Raw genomic sequence first — 22,441 nt, 5'->3', positions numbered from 1 at the left:
GCCGGCTCCACGAAATAACTTCCAGCCAAACGACGCACTCCCCATGGCCAAAGTCAGTCTGCACAATATTTCCAAGGCCTATGCCGGCCGCGACCTGTTTAGGGAATTTTCCCTGGAGATTCCCGGCGGCACGCGCCTGGCCGTGGTCGGCCAGAACGGCGCGGGCAAATCCACGCTCTTAAAACTCATCGCCGGCGTGTCCGAACCCGACGGCGGCCGGGTGATCCTCTCCACCGGCGCGCGCCTGGGCTATGTGGCCCAGGAAATGGACGCATCTGATCTCGGCATGTCGCTTTTAGCCTGGGTCATGGCCGCGTTGCCCTCCTGGAAGGAGTTCTGGAAGCGCTACGACGCGGCCGTGGCCGCCGGCGACGAGGCGGCCATGACGGCCCTGGCCCACGAGCAGGCCAGTCTCGAACATGCCCTGGGCTATAATCCCGAACACCGGGCCAAGACCATCCTGTCGGGCCTGGGGTTCGAGGAAAAGCACATGGCCGGCCCCTTGTCGGGCCTGTCCGGCGGCTGGCGCGAACGGGCCAAGCTCGCCCGGGTGCTGACGGCCGGGGCGGATGTGCTGCTTCTCGACGAACCCACCAACCATCTCGACCTTGAAGCCGTGGCCTGGTTGGAGGCGTTTTTGACCGCCTTCGAGGGCGTGCTCATCTTCGTGGCCCACGACCGGGTGTTTCTCGACCGCGTGGCCACCCACACGTTGTTTTTGGGCGAAACCAAGCCCATCTGGCGGCCCGGGTCGTTCTCCCAATTCCTGGCCTGGCGCGAGGAGATGGAAAAGCAGTGGGAGCGCCAAGCCGCGGCCATCGACAACAAGATCAAGCAGCACAACGTCTTTATCGACCGTTTCCGCTACAAGTCGAGCAAGGCCCGGCAGGCCCAGAGCAAGCTCAAAAACGTGGAAAAGCTCAACAAGGAGATTGAGAGCCTGCGCGGCGACCGGCCCGACGTGCGCGGGCGTACCCTCGATTTCTCCCTGCCCGAGCCGGAGCGCTGCGACAAGACCGTGTGCGCCGCCGCCGATCTGGCCTACCACTGGCCCGACCGCGCGCCGCTGTGGCCGGCGCTCACCTTTCAGTTGTTCCGGGGCCAGAAGGTGGCGCTGGTCGGCCACAACGGCGCGGGCAAGACCACGCTGTTAAAGCTCATCGTCGGCGTCAACAAGCCGACCGACGGCCGGCTGGTCCTCGGCACGGGCGTCAAACTGGGGTATTTCAGCCAGCATCAGACGGAGATCCTCAACACCGAAGGCACGGTCATGTCCGAGATGCGGCGCATGGCCGGCCCCAAGGCCACGCATCTGGAGTGCTGCTCCACGCTGGGCTTGTTTCTCCTGGGCGAAGACTATTGGGATCGCCGGGTGTTCGAGCTGTCCGGCGGCGAAAAGTCCCGGCTGGTCCTGGCCGGCCTGTTCTCGGCCCGGGCCAATTTCCTGGTCTTGGACGAACCCACCAACCACCTGGACCTGGAAAGCCGCGAAGCGCTCGTGCGCGCCTTGGCCGAATATTCGGGCACCATCCTCATGGTCGCCCACGACCGCTATCTCTTGCGCGAGGCCGCCGCCGAGGTCTGGTCCGTGGGGGCTGAGGGGCTGGTCGTTTACGAGGAAGGCTACGCCGCCTACGAGGCGGCCCGGCTGGCCGAGGCCGCCGCCGCGTCCAAGGCCGAGACGGCGGGCGCGGCCGAGGACAGCGCCCAAAGCGCGCCCAAGCTGTCGCGCCAGGAGGACAAGGAGCGTAAGCGCCGGGTGGCCGAACTGCGAAACGCCCTCTACCGCGACATCAAGCCCAAGCGCGAGGCTTTCGAGAAGCTCGAAGCCGAACTGGAAACCCTGCTGGCCAAGCAGTCCGAAGTCGAGGCCGTCATGGCCGATCCCGAGACCTATGCCCAGCGGGAGCTGTTTTCCAAGCTCAGCAAGGAGTACAGCGACCTTTCTCGCGAAGCCGAGGATCTGCTCGCCCGCATGGCCGTCATGGAAGAGGAGATCGCCGATCTGGAGGCCCGCCGGGCCGCCCTGGTGGAGGACGCGTGAGCGGGGCCGCCAAAGTTGTCGCGGTGGTGGCCGCCGTCATCTGGAAGGGCGGCCGGTATCTGGGCGTCAAGCGTCCTGAGGGCAAGGCCATGGCCGGAGCCTATGAATTCCCAGGCGGCAAGATCGAACCGGGCGAGACGCCGGAGCAGGCGCTTTCACGCGAACTTTGTGAAGAATTGGGCATAAGGCCTGTCACGATTGCCTTTTTCCGCGAAAAAGCGCATGCCTACCAACACCTCTCGGTCCGTCTCCATTTTTTCCACGTCCGGGCGTATGACGGGGAGCCGCTCCCCTTGGAAGGCCAGGACATGGAATGGCTGACGCCCGAGGAGGGCAGGACCAGACCGTTTCTGGAGGCCGACCGCGACATCGTGGACGCCCTGGCCACCGAAACGGCCTGACCAGCCGGCCCAATCGTCGGCCTGCCCAATCCCCTTGAAGAGTTTTTGGGGAAAGGGGGCCCGGGGGAAAACCCCTTTTTGCATAAAGGGGTTTTCCCCCGGTTCTTCCTTCCCTTCCAAAGGAGACGCTGTGCGGATCAGGGAGTTGATGGAGGCCAGGCGGCCGTTTGTTTCGTTGGAGTTTTTCCCGCCCAAGGAGCGTGAGGCCTGGGACGGGTTTTTCGGTGTGGTCGAGAAGCTCATCCCGGTGCGCCCGCTTTTTGTCTCCGTCACCTACGGGGCCGGCGGCAGCACCCATGCCCATACGCTGGAAATCGTTTCGCGCCTGAAGACCGCCTACGGCCTGGAGCCCATGGCCCATCTGACGTGCGTGGGCGCGAGCAAGGACAAGATTCGCGGTTTCCTCGACGCCTTGGCCGAAGCCGGCGTGGACAACGTCCTGGCCCTTCGCGGCGATCCGCCCAAGGGACAGGAGACGTTCGTCCCGGATTCCGAGGATTTCCAGCACGCTTCCGATCTCGTGGCCTTCATCCGGGCCGAGTATCCGAACCTGTGCCTGGGCGTGGCCGGCTATCCCGAATGCCATCCCGAGGCGACGTCGCCGGAAAAGGATCTGGAGCATCTGCGCCATAAGCTGGCTCTTGGCGGCAGCTTTGCCGTCACCCAGCTCTTTTTCGACAACGACCGCTATTTTGATTTCGTGGCCCGGGCCCGGGCCGCCGGCATCGACGCGCCCATGGTGCCGGGCGTGTTGCCGGTCCTCAGCCTGGCCAGCATCAAGCGGTTCGCCGCGCTTTGCGGCGCGTCGCTGCCGCCGGCCTATATGGCGGAGCTTGAAGCGGCCGATGCCGCCGGCGGCAACGCCGCCGTGGCCGAGGTTGGCATCGCTTACGCCCGCAAGCAGGCCCAGGATCTGCTGCGCCGGGGCGCACCGGGCGTGCATCTCTACACGCTCAACAAGGCCGAGGCCGTGCTCTCCATCGTCTCGGGACTGGAGTATTAGTCGGAACACCGTCGGGGGCAGAGAAATGCTCTCGTATTGAAGCCGTTCCCATTGCGGGTTTCCAAAGGGCGCCAGCCCTTTGGCCGCCGGAGGCTTCTCCCCCTGACCTTCTGGCAACGATTTGACGCTAATTTTCGCCGCGCTTCCTGTCGGGATGCGCTCGGTTGCGGAGTGCGGCACACACGCAGATTGCCTTACGGAGGATCGTATGGGCGGGGGCGAGTTGGTTGTGGCAGTGGCCGGCGCCACGGGCGCCGTTGGCCGTGAAATGCTCAAGACGCTGGAAGGTCGCGCTTTCCCGGCAACGACCGTGAAAGCCTTGGCGTCCTCGCGCTCGGCCGGCACTACCGTGCCGTTTGCCGGCGGGGAACTCATCGTCGAGGAAATGACCGAGAAATCCTTTGAAGGCGTCGACATCGCGCTGTTTTCCGCCGGCGGCTCCACCTCGAAACAGTTTGCTCCGTTCGCGGTCAAGTCGGGCTGCGTGGTTATCGACAATTCCAGCGCCTGGCGCATGGACCCCGAGGTGCCGCTGGTGGTGCCCGAGGTCAATCCCGAGGACGTGGACTGGCACAAGGGCATCATCGCCAATCCCAACTGTTCGACCATCCAGATGGTGGTGGCGCTCAAGCCCCTGCACGACGTGGGGAAAATCAAGCGCGTCATCGTTTCCACCTATCAGGCCGTGTCCGGCACCGGCCAGAAGGCCATTGCCGAGCTGGAAACGCAGGTGCGCCAGCTGTTCAACAGCCAGGAACCGGACGTGAAGGTGTATCCGCACCAGATCGCGTTCAACTGTCTGCCCCAGATCGACGTCTTCTCCGATGGTGACTACACCTTCGAAGAGATCAAGATGATCAAAGAGACCAACAAGATCATGGGCGACGACTCCATCAAGGTGACGGCCACCACCGTGCGCGTGCCGGTCTTCTACGGCCACAGCGAGTCGGTCAACATCGAGACCGAGAAAAAGATCACGGCCAAGGAAGCCCGGGCAATCCTGTCCCAGGCTCCGGGCGTCGTGGTCTACGACAACCCGGCCGAGAAGATCTATCCCATGCCGCTGATGGCCGGCGGCGAAGACCCGGTCTTCGTCGGACGCATCCGCGAGGACAACACCATCGAAAACGGCCTGCACCTGTGGATCGTGGCCGACAACATCCGCAAGGGCGCGGCGCTCAACGCCGTGCAGATCGCCGAACTGCTCCTGGAACGCGGCCAGGTTCGCGTTTAGGGAAGAAGATGGAAGAGTGCCTCCGGCGGCCGGGGGCCTGAGGCCCCCGGACCCCCCAAATGGGTAGAAGGGGAGCGTTGGTGCGGACCATGGAAAATGGCGCTGCGACAACGCGCGAATGGTGCTTGCTAAGGCCTCGTAAGCGGGGCAAACGGGGGAAGCGGCCGAGCGTCGTTTCCCCCATTTTGCATAGAAGGAGTGTCCCATGCCTGAGATTGCTGACGCCCAAACGTATTTGGAACGCCTGCTGGCCGCGCCGCGCCCGGGCGGCGAGGGCGTGCTGGCGTTTTACGACCACCGTATCGGCGTCATCGGCAAGGACCCGCGCCTCATGCTCATGCCGCTGGACGACCACCTCGTCCACCGTGGCGACGGCGTCTTCGAGACGCTCAAATACATCGGTCGAAAACTGTATCAGGTGCAGCCCCATTTCGACCGCATGGCCCGCTCGGCGGCGGCGATCCATCTTGATCCGCCGTGCTCCTGGGACGAGGTCGCCCAGCTGACCCTTGACGTCTGCCGGGCCGGCGGCATCGACGACGGCATGGTGCGGGTGCTTGTGGGACGCGGCCCCGGGGGCTTTGGCATCGACCCGGCCGAATGCCCGACCCCGAGCCTGACCATCGTGGCCTACCGCTTCCATCCCCGGCCGGCCGCGTCCTTTGCCAAGGGCGTCACCGCCTTTCGCACCTCCATCCCGGCCAAACAGAACTATCTGGCCCGCATCAAATCCATCGACTACCTGCCCAATGTGCTCATGAAGCGCGAGGCGACCGCGCGCGGCGAGGACTACCCGGTCTGCTACGACGACAAGGGCTTTTTGGCCGAAGGGGCCACGGAAAACATCTGCATCGTGGACGCCGCCGGCCGTTTCGTCGTGCCGGAGCTCACCAACGCGCTGACCGGCACCACCCTGCTTCGGGCCGTGGAACTCATTGAAAACGAAATGGAAGTGGTCTTTACCGGCATCCGCGAGGCAGACATCGCCACGGCGCGGGAAATGTTCATCCTGGGCACCACCAACGATTGCCTGAGCATCGTGCGTTACAACGGCGTCCCCATCGGCGACGGCCGGCCCGGGCCGGTGTCGAAGCGCCTCAAGGAACGCTTGGTGGCCGACATCGCGGCGAACGGGACGGCGTTTTAGGGTAAACGAGAAGACCTTCTGTTTTAACGACATGCGGTGTAATTACCCGCGATGAACGGGTGTTCGCTACTGCGTTGCCGCCATGGTTCGACTGGGAGGAAAATGGGATGAAAATTGAATCCATACGGCTGCGCAATTTCAAATCCTTCCAGGACGCCGAACTCACGGATCTGCCAAGCTTCTGCGTCATTGTCGGCGCCAACGGCACGGGAAAATCGACGATCTTTCAGGTGTTCGGCTTTTTGCGCGACGCGATGGCGAGCAACATCAATGTCGCTTTGGCAAAGTTGGGCGGCAGTCGGGGATTCCAGGAAGTCCGCAGCCGAAACGCCCAGGGTCCCATAGAGATTGAATTGAAGTTTCGCACTGGCCCAGACAGTCCGCTGACGACGTATTTCCTGCAAATTGGCGAGCACAATGGCAAGGCCATCGTTGAACGGGAAATTCTTAAGTATCGCCGGGGCAGCAGCGGGCAACCGTGGCATTTTCTGGATTTCTCGCGTGGACAAGGGACAGCTGTCACCAATGAACTGGAGACAACCAATGATGTTCGGGAATTGGACAGGGAAGAACAGAAGCTGAAATCAGCGGATATCCTGGCCACAAAGGGTCTGGCGCAATTTGAACGTTTTCCGGCAGTGATGGCGCTCGGCAATCTCATAGAGAACTGGCACATCTCCGATTTTCATATAAGCAAGGCCCGGCCGGAACAAGAGGCCGGTTATGCCGAGCACCTTTCCCGGGAGGGTGAGAATCTATCGCTTGTCATAGAATACTTGTACAAGAACAATCGTACGGCCTTCGACAAAATCTTGTCGCTGCTGCAAATGCGCGTTCCCGGCATCACGAGCGTCGAGTCGAAGACGACGGAAGAAGGGCGCGTCTTGTTGAAGTTTCAAGACGGGGCGTTCGAGGACCCTTTTTTAGCCCGCTATGTTTCCGACGGCACCATCAAAATGCTCGCCTATTTAACGCTGCTTTATGATCCTGATCCCCATCCTCTCTTGTGCGTTGAGGAACCTGAAAATCAACTGTACCCGAAACTGTTGTGGGAACTCGCCGAAGAGTTCAGGGCCTATGCCCATCGGGGCGGCCAGGTTTTTGTTTCGACGCATTCTCCGGATTTTCTCAACGCCGCCAAATTGGACGAGGTTTTTTGGCTCATCAAGACCAAGGGCTATACCCAGATTCGCCGGGCCAGGGATGACCACCAATTGGCCGTATACATGGCTGAAGGCGATCAAATGGGCTATCTCTGGGAACAGGGTTTTTTTGAGGGAGCGGACCCTCAATGAAGACGCTGGTCTTTTGTCTGGAAGAGCCCTCGGCCAAGGCGATGCTGGAGCGCATCGTGTTTCGAGTCATGCCTTCGTATTGGCAAGTAAGATATGTCATATTCCAGGGGAAACAACATTTAGAAAAGAATATCGTCCGCAAACTGAAGTCTTGGTGTTTGCCGGATTCGGTTTTTATCATCGTACGGGATCAGGATTCCGGGGACTGCAAGGCGATTAAATCAAAGCTGGCGAGGTTGTGTGAGGAGTCTGGCAAGACAAGTGTGCTTATCCGAATCGCTTGCCGGGAATTGGAAAGTTTTTATTTGGGTGACCTTGCCGCAGTGGAGCAAGGGCTTAATCTTTCTGGAATCAAGAAGTTGCAGCAGAAGAAGAAATACAGAAATCCCGACAACCTGGGGTCTCCGTCAAAAGAACTTTCCGTGCTGACAGGCTATGCCTACGAAAAAATGTCTGGTTCGCGGGCGATCGCCCCTTTTATGGCCCTTGACCACAATTGTTCAAAAAGTTTTCAAGCCCTGCTAGCCGGCATTCAAAAAATGGTGGCGTCGTAACAAGCCCGAAAGTGGGGGCCGATATTCGCCGTGGAGCGACATGATGCGCCGATCTGGAAACAGGGCGGCGCGTTCTATTTTTATGGGGGCAAAGCCAAGGCGCTATCCGGCCAGACGCAGGCCCGAATTATCGGGACGTCGCCCCGGCCGCCGGTTTGGCGGCTTTGGCCAGATGGGCAGCCAGGGCCTCGGCTACCTGGCGGCGGCCGGCCAGGTTGAGGTGCTCGCAGGCGTAGTCGCGGTCCACGAACCGGTCCTCGGGCAGCAGCGCCGACAGGTCCAGGCAGTCCACGCCGGCCTCGGTCAGCGTCCTGACTACGCGCCGGGCGTTGTCCGAGACCGTGGCTGCGAACTCTCCGCCCACAAGCGACATGCCGCCTTTCATGTCGATGGGCGTCAGGTAAAAAAGCGTCGTCACGCCGGCCCGGGACAGCCTGGCCGCCGTGTCCAGCAGATGGCCGATCATGGGATGGCCGGCCGAGATATCGGTCATGTAGTGTTTGATGAAAAGCTGGCGGCGTTTGGCCTCTTCCGGGGAAAGGCCGGGCGTTGGCGCGGCCATGAGCCGGTTGCGCCGGGCGTTGATTTCCCGGAAGAGCGCCTCGTGCCCGGAGGCGTCCCGACGTGTGCGCGCCGCCCACCAGACGGCCGGGTCGCGCTCGCCGGAAAACAGCCAGGCCGGCACGTCGGCCAGGGTCGGCGGCGAAGCCAGAAGCCGCAGATAATCCACGGTGGCGGCGTACATCCAGCGCGGCGTGAAAAACCAGTCATCGGAAAACGCGCGCAGGTTGATGGAAATAATAGCCAGGCGCGGCCGTTGTTCCGCCTGGGCAATGAGCTCGGCGTATTCCCGAAAAAGGGTCGCCGCGTAGCCCGGGCCGCTGACGGGGTGGATGGACAGGCCGCGCAGATCGCCAAGCAGCGTGGCGATGGTGGTGCGCGGTTCGTCGTCGTTGTGACCGCCCATGACCGAGTCATTGAAATAGACCGCCGCGACATCACCCTTGTGGAGGGCATCCCTGAATGCCAGGGCTACGGCGTTATGGTAGGCGTCGGCGCGTTGCTGCTCCGGCGCGCCGTCCGGCGGCGTCGTCGCGCCGATGGTCACCAGACTTTTGTAGCCTGTGGACAGGCTGCGATGGCCATGTCCGAGGAGCAAGACGACAAGGAGAATTGTAGCGGCGACAAGGGCGCAGAGATAACGATGAGTGCTATGCTGGCGTTGCATGAAACGGGTTCTCGGCTTCCGCGTGACTGGGCTATTGATGCCACTACGCCGTTTCAATCTGGCATGATTTGCTGCGGCGGGGGATCCTTTTTAGCGTGGAACGCATCCATGCCACACCATTGGGCCAATGTCCAATAGAGAGATGAAGTCCGGCTTGAGGGTGGCCGGGATATGGTGACCGGTCTTGATGCAGGCGCAAGGCGTCATCTCCCGGGACAGTCCGGGAGCGGGAGATGGAGCGGGCAGGTCTGCCGGGCTCAGGCAATCGTTGCGCGTCGTGTCAGGCCAACGCCGCGTTTCTTCGCGAATGCGATGGTGTTCTATGTGATGAATAAGAGGGTTGTCTTGTTGTTCACGAAGCGCCATGGGCGCTTTCGGGGACGCGATATTAGCGGCGCTCCATGGCGTCAAGCAGCCAGTTGGCTCCGGGGGCGGCGTTGTCGCGGGAAAAGGTCCAGCGCTCGCGCAGGGTGGTGTTTTCCGTAGCGCCGGGCTGGCGGGCCAGCACGTCGTAGTCCACCACCATGACGGTGCGTCCGGGCGTTTCCCGGCGTTCGGCCAGGGCGGCGTTTATGAGCAGGATGTCGGGCCGGCCGGCCGGCGTCTGAGGCAGGGTGTTTTGGAGTTCGGCCAGATAGGCCGGGCTGACAAAGGAGGCCAGATCGCCGAAGTCGCGGCTGCCCAGGGAGGCGGCGATGCGGCTGTAGGCCATTTTGGCTCCGGCCAGGAATTCCTCGTCCGAGCCGGCCGGCGCGTTGGCCGGGGCGGGCGGCGCTTGTCCTGCGGTCTGGGCTGGTGCGGAGGGCTGCTTGTCCGGTGAGCGCAGTCTGTCCCAGGCGGCCTGGGCATTGGTGTACATGTCGGGGCCGCGCCGGGGCGGCTGAGCCTGCGGCGGGGCGTCGTCGTCGCGGTCGTCCTGGTAATCGGACTGGGGCGGCGCTTGAGTCTGGTCGCCGTTTTTGTTGCGGCGTCCCGACAGGACCCTGAAGAGCACGAACATGGCCAGGCCGAGCAGGATGAGATTGATGAGCAGATTGCCGGAATCGAGGCTGGCGTCGGCAGCGGCCTGGGCCGTGGCCGGGACAAGGACGGCGACCGAGGCGGCCAGACCAAGGGCGGCCTTGGCGGGCGGCATGGCGTGATTGTTCATGGTCCGATAGTGGCAAAGGCCGTGGTCCAAGTCAATGCGGGCAGCGACGACACGTCGCGGCTGCGCTGAGCCAACCAAACAGCATAGCTCACAGCCCCTTGCCCCCTTTCAGGGAGGGTCCGGGAGGGGGTTACCCCCTCCCGGCCGCCGGAGGCATTTCTTGACTCTTTAATCATCCCGGGCCATGGCGACGGCTGGTTTGGGGCTGCCGGTGCCGGCGGGGCGGGGGTATTCGCGATTGTAGAGCTTGCGATAGAGCTTGCGCCCTTCCTCGAAGCCAGGGCTGAGTTCCAGGGCTTTTTCCACGTTCACCTTGGCCGATTCCACGTTGCCCATGAAGTAGTAGGCCTTGGAAATGTTGAAATGGATGTTCTCGTCTTCGGGGGTGAGCGTCAGCGCCTGGGTGTAGGCGTGGAGCGCTCCGGCCAGATCGCCGCTTTTGCGCAGCTTGACCCCCAGGGAGTTGAAGGGGTTGGGCGAGAGAGGGTCGTATTTGAGGATCTCGATGAACAGTTCCTTGGTCTCTTCCAGGCGGTTGAACTGGGCATGGACCTCGGCGGCTTTTTGCAAGTAACGCTTGAATTCGTCGAGTTCGCCCTTGGCCTTGTAGGCGTCGGCCAGCCCTTTGTAGGCTTCGGCGAAGAGGTCGTTTATTTTGATGGCCTTTTTGAATGCGATGATGGCCTGGCCGAATTTCTGGCGCACCAGGCAGCGGCAGCCCATGTCGTAGTATTTCTGGGCCTGGCTTTGTTCGGAGATGATTTCCTCGAACGCCTCAATGGCGTCGTCGAAATTGCCGGCGGCCATCATATCTTTGGCGTCGGCGATCTGCTGGCGCTCGATTTCGGTGACCCGTTCCACCTGGCAGCCGCGCAGCACATGCTTGGCGAAAGTGTCTTCGGAGTAGGGGCGCAGGATGTAGCCGGCGCACCCTTGGGCGATGGCGTCAAGGACTTGTTCGCGGCTGGTGTTGGCCGTGACCATGACCACCGGCACGTCGCGCAGGCGCAAATCACGGCGGGCGGCGCGCAAAAACTGCATGGCGTCCATGTCCTCGATGTTGCTGTCGACCAGGACCATGTCGACGTGGTTGGCGGTGAGGAAAGCCAGGGCTTTTTGGCCCGAGGTGAAGACTTCCACCCGCTGGGGCCGAAAGGAGGCCAGGGAACGCCGGTCACGGCGGGCGTTGTCCTCGTTTTTGGAGACGATGACGACGGTGTCAAAGAGGATTGGCGAAAATTCCATGCTGGACGCCCCTTGGGTTCGCGCGTCAGGAGGCTGCCGGCGCGTGCCGCTCGAAATACCAGGTCCGCAGCGCCGCAAGATCGGGCGTGTCGGGCAATTGGTCAAACAGTCCCTGGACATGGCCGCGCACAAAAAATTGGTTTCGGGTCCAGGGGTAGGCCATGTCGTTGATCCAGCTGAGGATCAACAAGGCGAAATCGGTGGTGGAGGCCATGTTTTCGTAGCTGCCAAGCTTGCCGGCCTGGATGTCGTCGACGATGGTCGGGCTGTAGCGGCCGGTGTCGGGCTGGCCCAGGAACACCACGTCGTCTTTGGGGCCGTCAGCCCGAAAATGGTCGAGCATGATTCGGACGATGTCGAGCTTGTCGGCGTCGCGGAGAAGGCGCGACAGGGTCAGCGCCTCGGGATCGTCGCCGGAGAGCAGGGCAGCGGGCAGGAGGCGGCGGTTGTGCACGACGATGGCCGTGCGCACAAGCGTCCGGTCGCGGCGGGACAGTTCGCCCAGGCCGCCGTGGCGGGACAGCGTTGCCGTGCCCAGGCGGGCGTGGTTGACGCTTTGGCGGTCGCTGAAGGTCTTGTAGCGCCGGTACTGGGGAAACCGGCCGACGTCATGGCACAGGCCGGCGATGGCGGCCAGTTCGCGCAGACGCGGCGACAGTTCCAGGCTCTCGGCCAGGGCGGCCGCCTCGTCCATGACCTTGCGGCAATGCAGGCGCTTGAGTTCCAGATGAACGGCGTCCTGGGGGGCATCGTCGGCCAGGCTGCGGTAGAAGGCCTCGAACCAGGCCGAGGCGACCTCAAGGAGTTCAGGCATGGGGCTCGTTGCCGGCGTCGGCGCGATCGGCGGCGTCGGCGGCTTGGCGGGTCAGGGGCGTTTTCGGCGTTTCGACAGGCGCTTCGGGATCGGGTTCGTCGAACTCCTTTTCCCTAAGCGGGCCGCCCGGGCCAAAAAGCCAGCGCAAAAGCCAGGCCATGCCGCCGAGGATGGCGGCGATGAAAAGCCCCTTGAAAGTGACGGACCAAAAACCCTCTTCAAGGCCCGGCCCAAAGGGCCAGGTCTTGTGCCAGCTCGGTTCCACGGCAGAGGCGTAAAAAAGAAATTTGTCGAAAAAACCCATGTATCACTCCATCGCCGCGCTTGCGGCATCCCCCCTGACTTACGCGGGTTCCCGCCTCCACGCAAGGAGGCGGAGCCGGGCGGCGATTGCCTTTTTTCGCGATTCCACTTAGTTTACGACAAGGCGCATCCATGCCCCTGGCCCGTTGGCGACTGCGGCGCTGGGGGGAGAAGGACGCGTCGCCGGAGGACGACATGCGCGTTTTGGTCGTTGAGGACGATTTCACCAGCCGTAAAATTTTGCAGAAGATTCTCGGCCCGTACGGCGAGGTCGATATTGCCGTCAACGGGCTTGAGGCTGTGGAGGCTTTCACCCAGTCCTTAAACGACGACAAGCCCTATGATCTGGTGTGCATGGACATCATGATGCCCGAGATGGACGGCCAGACGGCGCTCAAGCGCATCCGCGCCCTGGAAAAGGAGCGCGGGGTGGCGCCGTCCGGCGAAGCCAAGGTCATCATGACCACAGCCCTGGATGATCCCAAAAACGTGGTCGAAGCCTATTATAAAGGCGGGGCCACGTCGTATGTGCCCAAGCCCATTGACAAGCACATGCTGCTGCACCTCATCAAGAACCTGGGGCTTATCGACTAGACTTTTCCCGACCGTCGCCCGGAACGGGGCGGTCGGAGACAACGACGGTTCATGGGCTTGCGCCGCCAGGGCACGAGCCCTTTTTCATGGTCGTCCCGGGCCACGCTTCCGGGCGGCCACAGGCCCCCATGAAAAAGCCCCGGCCCGCCGTTTGGCGGACCGGGGCTTTCGTTGCAATTGGAGGATGCCGGGCTTGGCCTAGGCTTCCTTCTTGATCTTGGACTTGCTCATGGACAGGCCCATGCCGCCGAACATGTCGAAGATCGCGTAGCCGTACCACATGGTGTAGATGACGTAGAAGATGAGCAGACCGGCCACGGTGGGGATCTTGGTCAGAATGCTCTCGGCCGGGATGCCGGCGAAGTTGTAGGCCGGCTCGATGGCCTTCTGGTTGACCATGTTGACGGCGTTGGCTTCCTCGATCTGCTTGACCTTCTGCAGGGGCTTGATCATGGCGTTAAGAAGCGTCCACCAGCCCTTCATGGCCGCCTTGCCGTCCATGCCGTAAGCGGCGGTCAGCTTGTCGGTCTCATCCTTGTAGAGGATGTCGGAATCGGCCACGACCTTGCCGAGCATGGCCCCGAGATCGGCGGTGACGACGATGCTGTCGCCCTTGGCCTCGCCCTTGGCGCCGACTTTATCCAGCAGCAGCACGGAGGTCTTGACGTCCTCGGGGGACTTCATCTTGACTTCGACGTTCACCTGCTTGCCGTCAAAAGCTTTGACGGACTTGGCCACGGTGGGGATGAAGTAGGACGAACCCTTGGACAGCTTGTTAAACAGGTCGTCGGAGAAATCCAGGCCGTTGACGCCGCCCGGGAAGACCGGGGAGAAGATCAGGATGAACACGGCAATAAAGCTCGCCATGAGCAGCAGGCCCTTGCCGAAGAGTTTCTTGTCGGTGATGATCATGGCCTTTATCCCTCCTGGCGCAGGGCGCCGATATTGGCAACGAACTTGCCGATGACCCACACGCCGAACAGGGCGACCACGATCCAGAAGACGATGTTGCCGACATATTCGATGCCGTTGACCATCTCCTTGGACAGATCAAGATACTCAAGCTCGACGAACTTCTTGGGCAGGGTGGACACCCGGTTGATGAAGCCGGCGATGATGGACATGGCGTAGAAGCCGCGGATGTGGATGCCCTTGACGACCTTGGTGGTCAGCGCGCCGATCTGGATGCCCAGCAGCGAACCGAGCAACATGCCCATGGCCAGGGTGTAGAACACGTAGCCGTAGATGGCGTACTGGGCGATGGCGCCCAAGCCGGCGGTGAAGATGATCTGGAGGATGTCGGTGCCGACGGTGGTCATGGAGGACACGCCGAAGACGTAGACGAACATGGGGAAGGTGATGAAACCGCCGCCAACGCCCATGAGCGCGGCCAGGATGCCGACGATGACGCCGCCGGCGGCCACGATCCAACCGGAGATGCGCTTGCCGCCGGGCACGAAGTCTTCGTCAAAGGGAATCATGGGGGCGATGTTGAGATTTTGCAGCTTCACGGCCATGCCGGTCATGCCGGAGGGGCCGCCGTGGCTGCCGCCGTGGGAATCGCCAGTGTCTTTCTGGCGGGAGGCCTTGAGGAAGTCAAAGAGGGCATAGAAGCCCAGGAACCCGAGCAGCACGGCGTAGATGGAGCTGATGAAGAACTCGGACAGCAGCGGGTCCTTGTTGTACAGGCCCTTGTTGATGGCGCCGCCGATGAACGTGCCGCCGCCGGAGCCCACCAGGAAGGCGATGGCCAGCTTCACCGAGACGTTGCCGAGCTTTTTGTGCACGGCCGTGCCCATGATGGCCTTGGCGAAGATGTGGAAGAGGTCGGTGCCGACGGCCAGGATGCCTTTGACGCCGGCGGCCATGAGCGCCGGGGTGATGATGAAGCCGCCGCCCGCGCCGATGCAGCCGGTAATCAGGCCAGCGGCCAGACCGACGGCGATGGAGACCAGGAAGATCTTGGTGGAATAAAAGGCCGGACCGTAAGCGGTCTTGCTGCCGATAAAATCGCCGGCCTCGACAAAGGTGACGGCCAGGATGGGCAGGGCCAGGATCATAAGGAAAAGCAGTTTTTTCCGATTCTGGATGATGGACGTGGACACTTCCATGTCCCACTTGGCGTGCGCGATGGACGCCGCCTTCAGGAACTCGAAGACTTGCCTACCGAACCCCATTGTTGCTTCCTCCGTGTTGAAAAGCCTTTCGCTTGTCCGCCGCGCGATTTCCCCACCCCGCGACGCAGTATGCCGCAAAAAAACCCCAGCCGTCCACGTTCCCGTCACTTCGCCTGGGCTTTCGCCCCGAGCACTTCCCCTACGGCGGCCTTGAGCCGTTCGAAATCGCCGCCTTTTTCCACCTGGCGGCGCCCCAGTCCGGCGGCGTCTGCGCCGGCGTAGACATGCAGCACCACCGCCAGCTCCGGATAAAGCCGGGTCAGCAGCGGAACCAGCGAGCCGCCGTCAGGATCGGCGATTTCGTCGTCGAGCACGAGCAAGTCCACCCCGGCCGGCGAAGCCAGCCGCATCAGGACTTCGGCGCCGGAGCCGGCGGTGACGACGCCGTAGCCCTCGCGCGCGAATTCCCGACGCAGCAGTTCGCGGATGTTGGCATTGCGCTCGGCGATGCACAGGGTGGCCTTGGGACGATTCACGCAGTGCTCCATGACAGGATTTTGTCCTTCCGAAGGCAAGCGCCGTGCCAAAACGAGTTCCGGTGGAATATTTCCAACAGGCCGTATTCGCTAGCGTTTCATGATGTAGGCAGCAACGTGACGGAAAGGTGGCGAGGCAGGCCTGTCAGCTTTTTTTACAGGCTGTCAAAAGCCGAGGGGGTGCCGGCGTTTTTGCCGCCGTTGCCGTGCGGCGGGGAGAGGCGCTAACTGATGCGGGATTCGATGCGCAGGCCGTATTTTTCGATCTTGGCAATAAGCGTGGGCCGAGACAGGCCAAGCAGCCGGGCGGCCTGGGAACGGTTGCCGCCGGTGGCCTCCAGGGCGAGCCGGATGACCATATGCCCGAAGCGGTCCATGAGTTCCTCGAACAGCCCGTCGCGGCCCGAGGCCAGTTCCCGGCGGATGGTTTCGGCGATGGGGTCGCCGTCCTCGCCCGCGGCGGCTTCGGCTCCCTGGCGCAGGGGCGCGCCCAGGGCCTTTCGCACCTCGTCCGGGGACAGCGGCGCGCCCCGGCTGAAAATCAGGGCTTTTTTGAGCGCGTTGCCCAGCTCCCGGACGTTGCCCGGCCAGTCGTGGGCGATAAGCTTCGCCATGGCTTCTTCGCTGACCCCGGGATTGGACTGGCCCATTTCCCGGGCATGGCGCGACAGGAAATAGCGCACCAAAAGCGGAATGTCGCCGGGCCGCTCGCGCAAGGGGGGCAGGGTAAGGGTCACCACCTTGAGGCGGTAGTAGAGGTCCTCGCGAAACTGGCCCTGGCGCACGGCGGCTTCCAGATCGCGGTTGGTGGCGGCGATGATGCGCACATCCACGGGAATGACCTGCCGCCCGCCCAGGCGTTCGACGTTTTTTTCCTGCAAAAGGCGCAACAGTTTGGCCTGGATGGCCATGGGCATGTCGCCGATCTCGTCGAGAAAGACCGTGCCGTGGTTGGCCTGTTCGATCTTGCCCACCTTGCGGCCGGCCGCGCCGGTGAAGGCTCCCTTTTCGTAGCCGAACAGCTCGGATTCCAGCAGCGTTTCGGGAATGGCCACGCAGTTGATGACCAGAAAGGGTTTATCGGCCCGCAGGGAATGCTGGTAGACGGCCCGGGCCACCAGTTCCTTGCCGGCCCCGGATTCGCCGCGCACCAGCACGGTGGCGTCGGTGGGGGCGGCCCGGCCGATGGCCTTGTAGAGCTCCTGCATGGCCGGGCTTTGGCCGATGATGGCCTCGGCCGCGGCCTCGGCGTCCACGCCCACGGCCACGCGGCTGCGCATGGAGCGTCCGGCGGCCACGGCCTTGTCCAGGAGCTTCAGGATTTCCGGGATGTCGAAGGGCTTTAAGATGTAGTCGTAGGCCCCCATCTTGGTGGCCTCGATGGCGATGTCGGTGGTGCCGTAGGCGGTCATGATGATGACCGGCAGGCGCGGCTCGATCTCGCGCATGGCGGCGTAGGCCTCCAGCCCCGAGATGCCGGACATGCGCACGTCCATGACCACGGCGTCGGGCACGGCTTGGCGCACGGCGGCGATGCCGGCCTCGCCCGAGGAAGCGGCGCGCACGTCGTGGCCCTCGGCGGCCAGCAGGCGCTCGAAGCTCTGGCGCAACTGGTGGTCGTCGTCCACGATCAGGATCTGTGCCATCCCCGTTCCCCTTCGTACGGAAAGACCATGGTGAAGGTCGTGCCCCGGGTCTCGGGGGACATGACCGTGATCCAGCCGCCGTGCTCCTCGACAATGCGGCGCACGATGGCCAGCCCCAGGCCCGAACCCTCGCCCTTGGTGGTGAAAAAGGGCTGGAAGACGCGGTCAATAAGCGGCGGTGGGATGCCTGGGCCGTCGTCGGACACCCGCAGGGCCACCACCCGGCCGTAGGGTTCGATGACGCCGGTCTCCTCGCGGATGACGATGGAGCCGCCCTCGACCATGGCTTCGCAGGCGTTAAGCACAAGGTTGACCAGGGCTTCCTTGAGCTGGTCCGGGTCGGCGCTGATTTCCGGCAGCCGGCGAGAACGCTCCACGGCCACCGACACGTCGTAGGACTCCAGGCGATGGCGCAGCAGGGTCAGCGTCGTATCGACCACCGCCGACAAGCTCACGGGCTGGGCCACGAGCTTGGGCGGCCGGGCGAATTCCAGGAAATTGCGCACGATGGTGTCGATGTGCCCGATCTCTTCGGCAATGACCTCGAAGTCCTCCTGCTGGGAGGCGTCGAGCTTCAAGCCTCGCTCCAGGGAAAAAAGGCGCATTTTGACCGAGGTCAGGGGATTGCGGATGGTGTGGGCCACGCCGGCGGCCAGTTTGCCGGCCATGGCCAGCTTTTCCGATTGCATCAAATGGTCGCGGCTTTGCTCCAGATCCAGATGGGCCTGGTCCACGTCTTTTTCCAGGTCGCGGAACTTCTGGCCGATGGCCTTGACCTCGTCGGACAGGCCGGCGGCCACGTCCTTGCCGGCCTCGCCCCAGGCCAGGCGGCGGATGGGATCAAGGATCTGGCCGACCAGGACGTAGGCCAGAAAAAAGCCCAGGCTGGCGTTTAAGACCACGCCCATGACGGCCACGCCCATGACCAGATCGGTGCGCTCCAGATAGACCTGGCTCGTGTGGCGCATGCGCTCGCGGTAGTAGGCCTTGTAGCGGTCGCAGCGTTCGCGCAGGTCGTCGAAGTCCTCGCGCAGGCCCCAGTGCTGTTTCTTGGCGTCGTCGGCGCGGTTTTGCCGGTAGAGCATGATGACGTTGTCCTTGGCGTCGGCGTAGCGCCGGTAGGCCAGGGCGATGTTCTCGACCAGGCCGTCGGCCTCGGAGCTGATCTGGTCTTCGCGGATGCGGCCCAACCACAGTTCGAAGGCGCGCCGGCTCTCCTCGAGCTTGGCCAGCCAGACCGGGTCCTGGCTCAAATAATAATAAGTGGCGTAGCCTTTCTGGTTGAGCAGGGCGTTTTCCAGCTCATGGGCGGCGGTCAGGGCGGCCAGATCCTTGTCGGCCGTGGTGGTGTAGAGGTCGCGGGCCATGGAGGCGTAAAGGATCATGATGACCGGCCCGACCATGTTGACCAGGAGCAGGCCGCCCAGGAGCAGGTAGACCCGGGCGCGCAGCCCGAGCCTGGCGGTCAGGGATTTGCCGGATTTGGCGGAGGCGTTTGGCATGGCTGGCGGGAGCGGCCTTTGGTTGGGCGTGGTTGCCCGTCGGCGTCGGTCGCGGACGGGAGCGGACGCCGACAGTCCTAGCGCGGCCCGGGCCGGCTGGCAATGACCGGGCCGGAGCCGGGGGGGCCGGCGGCCCGAGAACTCGTCCTTTCCGGGCCCCAGGGAGGGCCGGGAGCGGGGCGGTTTGGAAACCTGCGGATGCGAAACGCCCCGGCCTGCGGCGGCCGGGGCGTGGGGCTTTGGACGAAGATGCCCGCCGTTTGGGGGCGGGCATCCTGAGCACTCGGGCCGAGTGGTCTGGAGCGCGGCGTTTTAGGAAGGCAGGGCCTTTTTGCCGGACCGTGGGCCGGGCAGGGCTTTCACGCCGGAGCGCGCCTCGGGCAGGGCGGCTTGCCCGCCGCCGGCCTCGCCGCCCAGGGTCACGATGAGTCGGCCCAGTTCCTCGGCCATGGCGGCCAGGGCATGGGCGGCCCGGCTGGTGGCCTCGACCCCGGCCACGTTGTCCTCGGCCACGCCGCTTATTTCGGTGATGGCCCGGCTGATCTGTTCCGAGGCGGCCGATTGCTCCTCGGCCGAGGCGGCGATGGACTGGACCGCGCCGCTGGTGGCGTCGGCGTTGCCGACAATGGCCAGGATGGCCTGGCCGGAACGGCCGGCCAGGGCGTTGGCCTCGGTGACGGCGGCAACGGCCTGGTCCATGCCGCGGATGTTGCGGCCGGCGGCCTCCTGGATGGCCCGGATGCGCGATTCCACTTCCTTGGTGGCCACCATGGTCTTTTCGGCCAGTTTGCGCACCTCGTCGGCCACCACGGCAAAGCCGCGCCCGGCCTCGCCGGCCCGAGCCGCCTCGATGGCGGCATTGAGCGCCAAGAGGTTGGTCTGGTCGGCGATGTCGTTGATGACGCCCACCACCTCGCCGATGGACTGGGCTTCCTGGCCGAGCTGGCCCATGTCGTCCTTGAGCGCCACGGCAATGCCGTTGACGGCGGTCATGGACTCGCCGGCTTGCTTGACCACCTCGGCCCCGGCCACGGCGTTGTCTCGGGTGGTTTCGGCGTTTTTGGCGGCCTGGCCGGCATTGGCGGCGATTTCCAGGATGGTGGAATTCATCTGCGTGACGGCCGAGGCGGTCTCGTCCACCCGGCGGCGCTGGAGTTCGACGCCGGCCGCCGACTGTTCGGTTTGGCTGGAGAGCTCCTGGGCCGCGCCGGAAAGCCGGCGCGAGATGTCGGCGGCCTGTTCGGCCACGGTCTTCATGCAGGATAAGGTCTTGGCCAGCTCTTCTTCCTTGCGTATGGCCTCGCGCATGGCTTCCTCGGCGGCCTGGGCGCTGCGTGCGGCCTCGGCCTGCTTCTCCTCGACCTGGCGCATCTGGACTTTCAGGTTGTCCACCATGGCCGTGGTGTCGTCGCGCAGGGCGGCGAATTCGGCCTCGAAGCGGCCGGCGGGCTTGGCCTCCAGGTCGCCCGAGGCCACCTTGCGGGAGTAGGCTCCCAGGGCGGCCAGGGAACTGGAGATGCCGCGCACGATCCACAGGATGACCAGCAGCACGACCACGGCCAGGCCGACTTCCACGGCGACCTGGGCCCGGTCAACGATGTCGTCGGTTTCGTGGCGCTTGTCGGCGTAATGCTTTTCGATCTTCTCGAAGGGCGCCATGAGCTTGCGGCCGCTTTCCACCATGGCCGCCGTCACCTGCTTGGCCTTGGCCGAAGCATCGACATAGGCCATGAAGCTGCGCTGGTAGGCGTCGATGACGGCGTCAAAGCCCTTTTTCTGGGCGGCGGAAAGATCCTCGGCGGCGGCGACCATGGCGTGGAGTTTTTTCACGCCGTCCTGGACCTTGGCGACGTAGGAGGTCTCGTCGCGCAGCTGCCAGTTTTTTTCGTGGCGGCGGATGGTGAGCAGCAGGATCTGGAAATCCTTGTCGGCGATGGGGGCGAATTTGTCGTCGAGGTCACGGGCGGCGTAGACGAAATCCCGCATGATGCCTTCATGCTCGGTGAAGCCCTTGGCTTTTTCGATGGCGGCCAGTTCCTCGAAGCTTTTGCTGTAGGCGGTCAGTTCGGCCAGGGCTTGTCCGGCCTCGCCGGCCAGGGTGTTGTCGCGGCGCAGAATGTCCTCGACGTTGGCCCGTACCTTGCCGATATGCTGGCTGACGGCGCTTACGGTGGCCGGGTCGTGGCGCAGCAGGAAATTTTTCTCCTCCCGGCGGACTTGCAGTACTTCTACGTAAGCGTTGGCCGCCAGCTCTTCCAGGTTCTGGTAACGCTCGGTGTAATGGCTACCGACCTGATCCGCCGCGAACAGGCAGGCAAACCCCAGGACGCACACGCCTAGCAGCAGGTACAACTTGCTCCGCACTCCCATCGCATCCTCCACGGTTAGGCAAACACGCCGTCGTCATTGCGGCGACATGAGGCGTTTTCTATACGAGAAAAGGCTGAAAGTCATGAAATACCAACCATGCAAGGCCGGGGCCAAGGATTGATTCGGCGCAAATGTCACGAATCGCAGTCCGGGACGTGTCGATTGACCAGATGGTGTCGAGCCGTGGGGCGCGGCAGATGTCAGCTTCTTTGACAGGTTGTCAAAGGCGAGCGGCGTTTGTCGCAACGCAGTGACGAAAGATCAAGGCTGCTTGGGCTGCGCTTCCGGGCAAGGGCGGCAGGCAATAAAGTCCTCCACGGCGGCGGCCAGGGCATCGGGGAACTGGTGCATCATCCAGTGGGAGCCGTTATCCAGGACTCCAAGCCGGACATCCGAACCGGGCACGGCGGCGTAGCTGTCCCGAAGGGCTTCGGACAGCCGGGGCGGACACACCCAGTCGTCGCTGCCGGCCAGAATCAGGACCGGAGGCGTGGTTTTGTCCAGGCGGCCGGCCAGGCCCGGCCAGCCCCGCATGGCCGCGTACTGCCGGGACACGGCGGTACGGTCCAGCGGGCGAACCCGGGGCCGGACCCGGCCCGCCGCCTCGGGATGGGCGGCGCTCCAGGCGGCGGGGAACAGGCTCGCCACAATTTCCTCGGACCCCATGGCCCCGAGCCGGTCAACGGCGGGCCGTACCGGGGCGAAGTCGCCGGCCGTGGTCAAAAGCGTCAGGGAACAGACTGCCCCCGGCCGGGACAGGGCGATTTCCTGGGCCACCATGCCGCCCATGGACCAGCCGAGGATGTGGCCTTTTTCGATCCCCAGGCCGGCCATGGTTCGAAGGACGTCGTCGGCCATGGAGGCCAGCGAAATGTCCGCCGCCTGGTCCAGGGGCGTTTCGCCCATGCCCCGGTAGTCCAAAAGCGCCAGCCTGTGGCCTCGGGCCAGGGCTTTTATAAAGCCCGCGTCCCACATTTCCTTGGTCATGGCGTAGCCCGTCAGCAGGACCAGGGGCGGCCCCTGGCCCATGACCAAACTGTCCAGGGGCCTGTCCGGCGAGGCGGCGAGGTGACGCGGGGCGGCCATGGCGTCGGCCCCGAGGGCATCGGCGGCGCTCTGGGGCGGTTGCGCCAGGGCTTGGCCGGCCGCCGTCAAAAGGAGCAGGGCCAGCCATATGAGGCCGGCGGCAAGAGCGTGTTTCGGTCGCTTGATAAGGCGTGGGGTCGTCATGGCTTCACCAATAGCAGGGCAAGTCGGT

At 63.6% G+C, this 22,441-nt stretch carries 20 protein-coding genes; 8 read left to right on the top strand and 12 right to left on the bottom strand.

Features of this window, described 5'->3' with window-relative positions; all coding sequences use genetic code 11:
• Positions 1–43 precede the first annotated feature (43 nt).
• The 7 genes from C3Y92_RS13805 (at position 44) to C3Y92_RS13775 (ending at position 7,678) form a co-directional block, all read left to right on the top strand.
• A complete protein-coding gene (locus tag C3Y92_RS13805; RefSeq protein ID WP_129353458.1) occupies positions 44–2,044 on the top strand; it encodes an ABC-F family ATP-binding cassette domain-containing protein in 2,001 nt (666 codons plus the stop codon).
• Positions 2,041–2,445, top strand: coding sequence for a (deoxy)nucleoside triphosphate pyrophosphohydrolase (locus C3Y92_RS13800; protein ID WP_129353456.1), 405 nt, complete (start codon positions 2,041–2,043; stop codon positions 2,443–2,445). Before C3Y92_RS13805 ends, C3Y92_RS13800 begins: the two co-directional genes overlap by 4 nt.
• Before the next feature lie 130 nt (positions 2,446–2,575).
• Positions 2,576–3,448: a methylenetetrahydrofolate reductase [NAD(P)H] gene (gene metF / locus C3Y92_RS13795; RefSeq protein ID WP_129353454.1), complete on the top strand. Its 873-nt coding sequence runs from the start codon at positions 2,576–2,578 to the stop codon at positions 3,446–3,448.
• 208 nt (positions 3,449–3,656) lie between these two features.
• Positions 3,657–4,682, top strand: a complete 1,026-nt coding sequence (locus tag C3Y92_RS13790) for an aspartate-semialdehyde dehydrogenase (protein ID WP_129353452.1) — start codon at positions 3,657–3,659, stop codon at positions 4,680–4,682.
• A 205-nt stretch (positions 4,683–4,887) separates the two neighbouring features.
• On the top strand, positions 4,888–5,829 hold the full coding sequence (locus tag C3Y92_RS13785) for an aminotransferase class IV (RefSeq protein ID WP_129353450.1): 942 nt from the start codon (positions 4,888–4,890) through the stop codon (positions 5,827–5,829).
• A 107-nt stretch (positions 5,830–5,936) separates the two neighbouring features.
• Positions 5,937–7,124 (top strand): AAA family ATPase, encoded by a 1,188-nt coding sequence (locus tag C3Y92_RS13780; RefSeq protein WP_129353448.1) that lies wholly within the window; start codon positions 5,937–5,939, stop codon positions 7,122–7,124.
• Entirely contained in the window at positions 7,121–7,678 is a 558-nt protein-coding gene (locus C3Y92_RS13775) for a DUF4276 family protein (protein ID WP_129353446.1), read from the top strand. Before C3Y92_RS13780 ends, C3Y92_RS13775 begins: the two co-directional genes overlap by 4 nt.
• Positions 7,679–7,805: 127 nt before the next feature.
• Here C3Y92_RS13775 and C3Y92_RS13770 read toward each other — a convergent pair whose 3' ends face one another.
• The 5 genes from C3Y92_RS13770 to C3Y92_RS13750 form a co-directional block, all read right to left on the bottom strand.
• Positions 7,806–8,906: a hypothetical protein gene (locus C3Y92_RS13770; protein WP_129353444.1), complete on the bottom strand. Its 1,101-nt coding sequence runs from the start codon at positions 8,904–8,906 to the stop codon at positions 7,806–7,808.
• A 388-nt stretch (positions 8,907–9,294) separates the two neighbouring features.
• On the bottom strand, positions 9,295–10,056 hold the full coding sequence (locus C3Y92_RS13765; protein WP_129353442.1) for a Tim44 domain-containing protein: 762 nt from the start codon (positions 10,054–10,056) through the stop codon (positions 9,295–9,297).
• Between the two features lie 168 nt (positions 10,057–10,224).
• Positions 10,225–11,301, bottom strand: a complete 1,077-nt coding sequence (locus C3Y92_RS13760) for a tetratricopeptide repeat protein (protein ID WP_129353440.1) — start codon at positions 11,299–11,301, stop codon at positions 10,225–10,227.
• A 25-nt stretch (positions 11,302–11,326) separates the two neighbouring features.
• Positions 11,327–12,115, bottom strand: coding sequence for an HD domain-containing protein (locus C3Y92_RS13755; protein ID WP_129353438.1), 789 nt, complete (start codon positions 12,113–12,115; stop codon positions 11,327–11,329).
• Positions 12,108–12,419, bottom strand: coding sequence for a hypothetical protein (locus tag C3Y92_RS13750; protein ID WP_129353436.1), 312 nt, complete (start codon positions 12,417–12,419; stop codon positions 12,108–12,110). Before C3Y92_RS13750 ends, C3Y92_RS13755 begins: the two co-directional genes overlap by 8 nt.
• Before the next feature lie 194 nt (positions 12,420–12,613).
• Between C3Y92_RS13750 and C3Y92_RS13745 the strand changes: the two genes are divergently transcribed.
• Positions 12,614–13,012: a response regulator gene (locus C3Y92_RS13745; protein ID WP_129353434.1), complete on the top strand. Its 399-nt coding sequence runs from the start codon at positions 12,614–12,616 to the stop codon at positions 13,010–13,012.
• Positions 13,013–13,210: 198 nt separating this feature from the next.
• Here the strand turns inward: C3Y92_RS13745 and C3Y92_RS13740 are convergent, their stop codons facing one another.
• The 7 genes from C3Y92_RS13740 to C3Y92_RS13710 all read right to left on the bottom strand — a co-directional run bounded on the left by C3Y92_RS13740 (position 13,211) and on the right by C3Y92_RS13710 (position 22,413).
• Complete coding sequence (locus C3Y92_RS13740; protein ID WP_129353432.1) at positions 13,211–13,924, bottom strand: hypothetical protein; 714 nt, start codon at positions 13,922–13,924, stop codon at positions 13,211–13,213.
• A gap of 5 nt (positions 13,925–13,929) precedes the next feature.
• On the bottom strand, positions 13,930–15,189 hold the full coding sequence (locus tag C3Y92_RS13735) for a sulfite exporter TauE/SafE family protein (RefSeq protein WP_129353430.1): 1,260 nt from the start codon (positions 15,187–15,189) through the stop codon (positions 13,930–13,932).
• Positions 15,190–15,293: 104 nt separating this feature from the next.
• Positions 15,294–15,665 (bottom strand): response regulator, encoded by a 372-nt coding sequence (locus tag C3Y92_RS13730; RefSeq protein ID WP_235669491.1) that lies wholly within the window; start codon positions 15,663–15,665, stop codon positions 15,294–15,296.
• A gap of 224 nt (positions 15,666–15,889) precedes the next feature.
• Positions 15,890–17,311, bottom strand: coding sequence for a sigma-54-dependent transcriptional regulator (locus C3Y92_RS13725; RefSeq protein ID WP_129353426.1), 1,422 nt, complete (start codon positions 17,309–17,311; stop codon positions 15,890–15,892).
• Positions 17,296–18,813 (bottom strand): sensor histidine kinase, encoded by a 1,518-nt coding sequence (locus C3Y92_RS13720; RefSeq protein ID WP_129353424.1) that lies wholly within the window; start codon positions 18,811–18,813, stop codon positions 17,296–17,298. The genes C3Y92_RS13725 and C3Y92_RS13720 overlap by 16 nt, the downstream gene beginning before the upstream one ends.
• 312 nt (positions 18,814–19,125) lie before the next feature.
• On the bottom strand, positions 19,126–21,183 hold the full coding sequence (locus tag C3Y92_RS13715; RefSeq protein ID WP_129353422.1) for a methyl-accepting chemotaxis protein: 2,058 nt from the start codon (positions 21,181–21,183) through the stop codon (positions 19,126–19,128).
• A 261-nt stretch (positions 21,184–21,444) separates the two neighbouring features.
• The gene (locus C3Y92_RS13710) at positions 21,445–22,413 is read right to left on the bottom strand and encodes an alpha/beta fold hydrolase (protein WP_129353420.1); all 969 of its coding nucleotides are present in this window, start codon (positions 22,411–22,413) and stop codon (positions 21,445–21,447) included.
• Positions 22,414–22,441: the final 28 nt, after the last annotated feature.

It is taken from the genome of Solidesulfovibrio carbinolicus, assembly GCF_004135975.1.
Lineage (GTDB): Bacteria > Desulfobacterota > Desulfovibrionia > Desulfovibrionales > Desulfovibrionaceae > Solidesulfovibrio > Solidesulfovibrio carbinolicus.
Note: the sequence above shows the minus strand (reverse complement) of the source record. Positions and strands in the feature narration are given on the sequence as shown.

Bases quoted from the DNA above. Each gene is read 5' to 3' on its own strand.
- C3Y92_RS13745 (WP_129353434.1), top strand. From the start codon at position 12,614: ATGCGCGTTTTGGTCGTTGAGGACGATTTCACCAGCCGTAAAATTTTG.
- C3Y92_RS13790 (WP_129353452.1), top strand. From the start codon at position 3,657: ATGGGCGGGGGCGAGTTGGTTGTGGCAGTGGCCGGCGCCACGGGCGCC.
- C3Y92_RS13735 (WP_129353430.1), bottom strand. From the start codon at position 15,189: ATGGGGTTCGGTAGGCAAGTCTTCGAGTTCCTGAAGGCGGCGTCCATC.
- C3Y92_RS13750 (WP_129353436.1), bottom strand. From the start codon at position 12,419: ATGGGTTTTTTCGACAAATTTCTTTTTTACGCCTCTGCCGTGGAACCG.
- C3Y92_RS13760 (WP_129353440.1), bottom strand. From the start codon at position 11,301: ATGGAATTTTCGCCAATCCTCTTTGACACCGTCGTCATCGTCTCCAAA.
- C3Y92_RS13740 (WP_129353432.1), bottom strand. From the start codon at position 13,924: ATGATCATCACCGACAAGAAACTCTTCGGCAAGGGCCTGCTGCTCATG.
- C3Y92_RS13805 (WP_129353458.1), top strand. From the start codon at position 44: ATGGCCAAAGTCAGTCTGCACAATATTTCCAAGGCCTATGCCGGCCGC.
- C3Y92_RS13710 (WP_129353420.1), bottom strand. From the start codon at position 22,413: ATGACGACCCCACGCCTTATCAAGCGACCGAAACACGCTCTTGCCGCC.
- C3Y92_RS13725 (WP_129353426.1), bottom strand. From the start codon at position 17,311: ATGGCACAGATCCTGATCGTGGACGACGACCACCAGTTGCGCCAGAGC.
- C3Y92_RS13775 (WP_129353446.1), top strand. From the start codon at position 7,121: ATGAAGACGCTGGTCTTTTGTCTGGAAGAGCCCTCGGCCAAGGCGATG.
- C3Y92_RS13780 (WP_129353448.1), top strand. From the start codon at position 5,937: ATGAAAATTGAATCCATACGGCTGCGCAATTTCAAATCCTTCCAGGAC.
- C3Y92_RS13765 (WP_129353442.1), bottom strand. From the start codon at position 10,056: ATGAACAATCACGCCATGCCGCCCGCCAAGGCCGCCCTTGGTCTGGCC.
- C3Y92_RS13770 (WP_129353444.1), bottom strand. From the start codon at position 8,906: ATGCAACGCCAGCATAGCACTCATCGTTATCTCTGCGCCCTTGTCGCC.
- C3Y92_RS13785 (WP_129353450.1), top strand. From the start codon at position 4,888: ATGCCTGAGATTGCTGACGCCCAAACGTATTTGGAACGCCTGCTGGCC.
- C3Y92_RS13715 (WP_129353422.1), bottom strand. From the start codon at position 21,183: ATGGGAGTGCGGAGCAAGTTGTACCTGCTGCTAGGCGTGTGCGTCCTG.
- C3Y92_RS13755 (WP_129353438.1), bottom strand. From the start codon at position 12,115: ATGCCTGAACTCCTTGAGGTCGCCTCGGCCTGGTTCGAGGCCTTCTAC.
- C3Y92_RS13720 (WP_129353424.1), bottom strand. From the start codon at position 18,813: ATGCCAAACGCCTCCGCCAAATCCGGCAAATCCCTGACCGCCAGGCTC.